General features: G+C 45.7%; 6 protein-coding genes and 1 pseudogene. All 7 read left to right on the top strand.

Translation table 11 applies throughout. The annotated features are described in order from the left end of the window. Positions 1 to 499 (top strand): F0F1 ATP synthase subunit A (atpB, locus tag BCT81_RS18205; RefSeq protein WP_102425374.1); only part of this gene is annotated, 499 nt, incomplete at its 5' end. Positions 500 to 545: 46 nt separating this feature from the next. Then, a complete protein-coding gene (gene atpE, locus BCT81_RS18200) occupies positions 546 to 782 on the top strand; it encodes a F0F1 ATP synthase subunit C (RefSeq protein ID WP_004730405.1) in 237 nt (78 codons plus the stop codon). Positions 783 to 837: 55 nt separating this feature from the next. Further along, the gene (locus tag BCT81_RS18195; protein WP_004741166.1) at positions 838 to 1,308 is read left to right on the top strand and encodes a F0F1 ATP synthase subunit B; all 471 of its coding nucleotides are present in this window, start codon (positions 838 to 840) and stop codon (positions 1,306 to 1,308) included. Positions 1,309 to 1,319: 11 nt separating this feature from the next. Continuing rightward, positions 1,320 to 1,871 carry a F0F1 ATP synthase subunit delta gene (locus BCT81_RS18190; protein ID WP_004741165.1) on the top strand — a complete coding sequence of 184 codons (552 nt, stop codon included), beginning with the start codon at positions 1,320 to 1,322 and terminating at the stop codon, positions 1,869 to 1,871. Between the two features lie 8 nt (positions 1,872 to 1,879). Then, positions 1,880 to 3,421, top strand: a complete 1,542-nt coding sequence (gene atpA, locus BCT81_RS18185) for a F0F1 ATP synthase subunit alpha (RefSeq protein WP_061031082.1) — start codon at positions 1,880 to 1,882, stop codon at positions 3,419 to 3,421. Between the two features lie 46 nt (positions 3,422 to 3,467). Further along, the gene (atpG, locus tag BCT81_RS18180) at positions 3,468 to 4,337 is read left to right on the top strand and encodes a F0F1 ATP synthase subunit gamma (protein ID WP_102425373.1); all 870 of its coding nucleotides are present in this window, start codon (positions 3,468 to 3,470) and stop codon (positions 4,335 to 4,337) included. A gap of 43 nt (positions 4,338 to 4,380) precedes the next feature. Continuing rightward, positions 4,381 to 4,812 (top strand): annotated as a pseudogene (locus BCT81_RS18175) (F0F1 ATP synthase subunit beta); the annotation flags it as partial.

Here is a 4,812-nt window from a genome sequence, read left to right as displayed (position 1 = left end):
ATTAACCACTTTTGTTTGGGTGTTGTTGATGAACGCGGTCGATTTATTACCAATAGATTTCATACCAGCATTAAGTCGTGCGATGGGTCTAGAACACTTTAGAGATCTACCAACGGCGGACGTAAATATTCCAATGTCGATGGCACTGGGTGTATTTATCTTACTGTTGACTTATACGTTTAAAAATAAAGGATTGAAAGGCTTTATCAAAGAGCTTACTACGCAGCCATTTGATAACCCTCTTTTATACCCTGTTAACTTAGTTCTTGAATTAATCACATTAATTTCAAAACCTATATCACTAGGCTTACGATTATTCGGAAACATGTATGCAGGTGAGATGATATTTATTCTGATCGCATTAATGCCATGGTGGATGCAATGGGCACTGAGTGTTCCTTGGGCACTATTCCACATATTAATCGTATTCTTGCAAGCATTTATATTTATGGTACTGACCGTTGTTTATTTAGGTATGGCAACAGAAGAACACCACTAATTAATAACTAAAAATTTAACTAACAAATTATTTATCGGAGATACAAATGGATATCGTAAGCGCAGTTTTATATGTAGCAGGTGCATTACTGATTGGTTTAGGTGCGGCAGGTGCAGCGTCAGGTATTGGTAACTTGGCAGGTAAATACCTTGAAGGTGTTGCTCGCCAACCAGACCTTACTCCAATGCTTCGTACTCAATTCTTCATCATGATGGGTCTTGTGGATGCAGTACCAATGATCGGTGTTGGTATCGGTCTATACATCATCTTCGCCGTGGCTTAATCAAATAGCTTTGAAAAGATCGATTTGTAATTAATAAAGATTTAGCGAGGAAGGTATGAACTTAAATGCAAGCATGTTCGGGCAAGCAATCTCATTCGTGATTTTTGTTTGGCTATGCATGAAATATGTATGGCCCCCTCTCACCGCAATGTTAGACGAGCGCCAAAAAGAAATTGCTGATGGTTTACGCCATTCAGAGAATGCAGCGAAAGAGCTAGAACTAGCAAAATCCAATGGCGCACAACTTGTCGAAGATGCAAAACGCAACGTCACTGAACTGATTGAACAAGGCAAAAAACGCCGCAATGAAATCATCAGCTTAGCGCACGAAGAAGCCGAGCAAGAAAAAGCTCGCATCTTAGAGCAAGGCAGAGCCGAACTAGAAAGTGAGCGTCAAAAGTTACGTCGTGAACTTCAGGCAGACATGGCAGACGCTGTTATTCAAAGTGCACAGAAACTGATCAACAAAAACCTAGATTCAGAAACGAACCGAGCGTTAGTTGATCAACTCATTAGCGAACTGTAAGCGGAGGCAGTATGTCAGATTACACCAATATTGCTCATCCCTACGCCAAAGCCTCATTCGACTTTGCTTTGGGTGAAAACAAGTTACAAGAGTGGCACTCGATGCTTTCAATTCTTGTGGCAGTAACGGAAGAAGAAGCGATCGCTGATCAGATTATCTCAGCAGAAGGGGCAAGCGCCCAACAAACTGAACAGCTCGCCAATCTCATCATTCACGTTTGCCAAGGGTTGGTTGATGAACACGTTATCAACCTAATTCGAGTGTTGGCTGAGAATGGTCGCCTTTCCGTCGTAAAAGACTTGTTTAGCTTGTTCAGCGAGCTGAAGGACGAACATGAACGTGTAATTCCTGTCACTGTCACCAGCTCAGAATGCCTTACATCAGGTCAAGTTACCTCATTAACGGCTGCACTTGAGAAGAAATTAGAGCGTCAGGTTGAATTAGAACAGGTGATTGACGACTCACTGGTCGGTGGGATTGTCATCAAGGCGGGTGAAACCGTTATCGATGGTTCATTGAACACATCAATAAGCCGATTAGCTAATCAACTTCACGCGAGATAGGTAATAAAATGCAATTAAATTCAAATGAAATTAGTGATCTAATTAGAGAGCGAATCTCGCAATTTAACGTGAGCACTGAAGCTCGCAACGAAGGCACTATCGTATCGGTTCGTGATGGCATCATCACCATCAACGGTCTTGCAGATGTAATGCAAGGCGAGATGATTGAACTACCTGGCGGCAAATACGCACTTGCACTAAACCTAGACACCCACTCTGTTGGTGCGGTAGTAATGGGTCCTTACATTGACCTTTCTGAAGGCATGAAAGTAAAAGGTACGGGTCGTATCTTGGAAGTACCTGTAGGTAACGGGCTTCTGGGCCGTGTAGTAAATACCCTAGGTGAGCCGATTGATGGTAAAGGCCCCGTAAGTTGTGACCGTCTTGACCCTGTAGAAGTGATTGCCCCAGGTGTAATTGAACGTAAGTCTGTAGACCAGCCTATTCAGACTGGCTACAAAGCGGTAGATACCATGGTGCCTATCGGTCGTGGTCAACGTGAACTGATCATTGGTGACCGTCAGACAGGTAAAACAGCATTAGCAATCGACGCCATCATCAACCAAAAAGACTCAGGCATTAAATGTGTGTATGTGGCAATTGGTCAAAAAGCATCAACCATCGCTAACGTGGTTCGCAAGCTTGAAGAGCACGACGCACTTAAAAACACCATTGTGGTTGTCGCATCAGCGTCAGAATCAGCTGCGCTTCAATACCTAGCACCCTACGCGGGTTGCACCATGGGCGAATACTTCCGTGACCGTGGTGAAGATGCACTGATCATCTACGATGACCTATCCAAACAAGCGGTCGCATACCGCCAAATCTCATTGCTACTTAAACGCCCGCCGGGTCGTGAGGCCTTCCCTGGCGACGTATTCTACCTTCACTCACGCCTGCTAGAACGCGCAGCACGAGTCAATGCAGAGTATGTAGAGAAGTTCACTAACGGTGAAGTGAAAGGCCAAACAGGCTCATTAACAGCGCTTCCTATCATTGAAACTCAAGCAGGTGATGTATCCGCATTCGTACCAACCAACGTAATCTCGATTACCGATGGTCAGGTTTTCCTACAGACTCAGCTATTCAACGCAGGCTTACGCCCAGCCGTTGACCCAGGTATCTCGGTATCTCGTGTGGGTGGTGCTGCGCAGTGCAAAATCATCAAGAAGCTATCTGGTGGTATCCGTACTTCACTGGCTCAATACCGCGAATTGGCAGCATTCGCTCAGTTCTCTTCTGACCTAGATGAGATGACGCGCAAGCAACTTGACCATGGTGAGCGTGTGACTGAGCTGATGAAGCAAAAGCAGTACTCCCCTATGTCGGTTGCAGAGCAAGCTACTGTGATTTACGCGGCTGAAAAAGGCTACCTAGTCGATGTTGAGCTAAACAACCTAGCCCGCTTCGAAGAAGAGCTGATCGCGTACGCCAAAGCTCAAAACCCAGCGCTGATCGACAAGATTAACGCGACAGGTGATTACAACGACGAAATCGATAGTGCTCTTAAAGAGATTCTAGAAGGTTTTGTTGGGATGAAAGCTTGGTAAGTGCTCCGGTTTGTTAGCTGGAAACAAAAACAAATAGGAGCAGATTATGGCAAGTACTAAAGAAATTCGCACCAAGATAGCCAGTGTTAGTAACACTCAGAAAATCACAAGTGCAATGGAAATGGTCGCGGCAAGTAAGATGCGCAAGGTTCAAGACAACATGACGCAAACGCGACCATATGCCGAAAACATGCGTAAGGTTATCTCCCATGTTGCATCAGGGTCGCTGGAATACCAGCACCCTTACCTTCAACAGCGTGAACCTAAGCGTGTGGCTTACATCATTATTTCGTCTGACCGCGGCTTATGTGGTGGCTTGAACTCCAACTTGTTCAAGAAAGTGCTGGAAGAAATGGAGCAATGGTGCGCTAAAGGCGTTGAGGTAGAAACCACCTTAATTGGTTCAAAAGCTATCTCATTTTTCCAACGCGGCGGCAATGTTATCGCACAAACGTCAGGCCTAGGTGACGCACCTAAGTTAGAAGACATCTTAGGTACGGTTAACGCGATGCTTGGTCACTATGACGAAGGCAAAATCGACAGCTTGTACTTAGTCTACAACCAGTTCGTTAACACCATGGTTCAAGCGCCAACGACTTTACAGCTTCTCCCCCACCCTTCTGACTCGGAAGCAGGCGGTGAAGCCAATAAAGAACGTCGTTGGGACTACATCTATGAGCAAGCGCCAAGAGACATACTCTCTGAACTGTTACACCGATACATCGAATCTCAAGTGTATCAAGGGATCGTTGAGAGCATTGCCTGTGAGCAAGCTGCCCGAATGGTAGCCATGAAAGCCGCTACCGACAACGCTGGGCAGCTCATCGATGATTTGCAGTTGGTGTACAACAAGGCACGACAAGCTGCCATTACCCAAGAGCTGAGTGAAATCGTCTCAGGTGCTCAAGCTGTCTAAGGACAGGCAAGAGCGGGTCAGAATAGAATTTGAGGAATTACACATGAGTGTTGGAAAAATAGTAAAAGTGATCGGCGCGGTGGTCGACGTTGAGTTTAGCGGCAATAACAGCCCACGCGTTTATGATGCATTGAAAGTCACTAGCGACGAAGCAAGCTCGCTAGTATTAGAAGTTCAACAACAACTTGGCGGTAACATTGTTCGCTGTATTGCGATGGGTACATCAGACGGCTTACGTCGTGGCCTAACTGTTGAAAACACAGGCTCTCCAATCACGGTTCCGGTAGGTGAAGAAACACTAGGCCGCATCATGAACGTGCTTGGTCAACCTATCGATGAATGTGGCGAAATCGGCCAAAAAGAGAACTACGAGATCCACCGCGAAGCCCCTTCTTATGAAGAGCAAGCGAACAGCACTGAATTGCTTGAGACAGGTGTTAAGGTTATCGACCTTATCTGTCCATTCGCTAAGGGT

Source organism: Vibrio sp. 10N.261.52.A1 (genome assembly GCF_002876325.1).
GTDB lineage: Bacteria > Pseudomonadota > Gammaproteobacteria > Enterobacterales > Vibrionaceae > Vibrio > Vibrio chagasii.
This window is presented reverse-complemented; position numbering and strand designations above follow the sequence as displayed.